This is a genomic window from Planomonospora algeriensis, from assembly GCF_977012225.1.
Map to the genome: position 1 here is coordinate 1 of NZ_CDRNDK010000962.1, position 893 is coordinate 893.

Annotated in this window: 1 protein-coding gene; it reads right to left on the minus strand. The window is 75.8% G+C overall.

Annotated elements, in window-relative coordinates; genetic code table 11:
• Positions 1–55: 55 nt before the first annotated feature.
• On the minus strand, positions 56–893 hold an 838-nt coding region (locus ACWJ6R_RS37190; RefSeq protein ID WP_449066681.1), incomplete at its 5' end, for a hypothetical protein.

Consider the following 893-nt stretch of genomic DNA (forward strand, 5'->3'; position numbering starts at 1 on the left):
CGGCCAGGCGCGAGGGCGGCGGCCGGCGCCCCCAGCGCCCTGAGCCGCCACCGCCTCAGCACACGTTCCCCTGGGTGCAGCGGGGCACGGCGGGCTCGTCGCCCAGTGCGTGGGCGATGCGCCCGGCCACGGCCTGGGCCGTCGGCCACAGCTCGCTGTGCGGGATCTCCTCGGAGGCGACCGACTGGCGGGTGCGGCCGTCGGTGTAGCCGGCGGTGGAGAAGACGATGTACGGCCCGACCCCCACCCAGGCGTTGCGCTGGCGCTGGGCCGCGCCGAACAGCTCGGTGGCGGTGCCGCGGAAGGCCACCGGCCGGACGCCCACCCGGTCGTCGTTCGCCAGGTCTCCCGTCGCCGCCCGCCGCCGCTCGGCGTCCTCCATGACGGCGACGCCCACGGTGACCGCGAACGTGGACGTCTGGTCCACGTACGTGGCGCGCAGGAGCGTGCGGCATCCGTGCTCCTCCAGGACCGATCCGACCGCGGCGTCGGTGCCGGAGCGGCAGGCCGTCTCGGGGGCGATGCCGACCCTGCGGGCGTAGAGCTGGACCCGGCCGAGGCCGATGTACTCCAGCTCCGGGGGGAAGACCAGGGTCGTCGGCCACGTGTGCCACCGCCCGGCGATGTCCTCCTGGACGTAGCGCGCCTTCTCGGCTTCGGTCAGCGGGCGGGAGGCGGTCTCGCTGAGCAGGCCGACCGTACCGGTCAGCACGTCCGTCGCGGCGATGGCGAGGATCATCCCCACGATCAGCAGGAAGAGCGCGCGGAACCGGATGCCCTGCTCGATCGAGGCCGCCTCGGCGGGACGGGCCTCCGCCCGGTCGCGGAACGCCTGGGGCCAGGGACGGATCCTGGCCCGGCGGACGGCGGGACGCGGAGGGCCTCCCCGGACC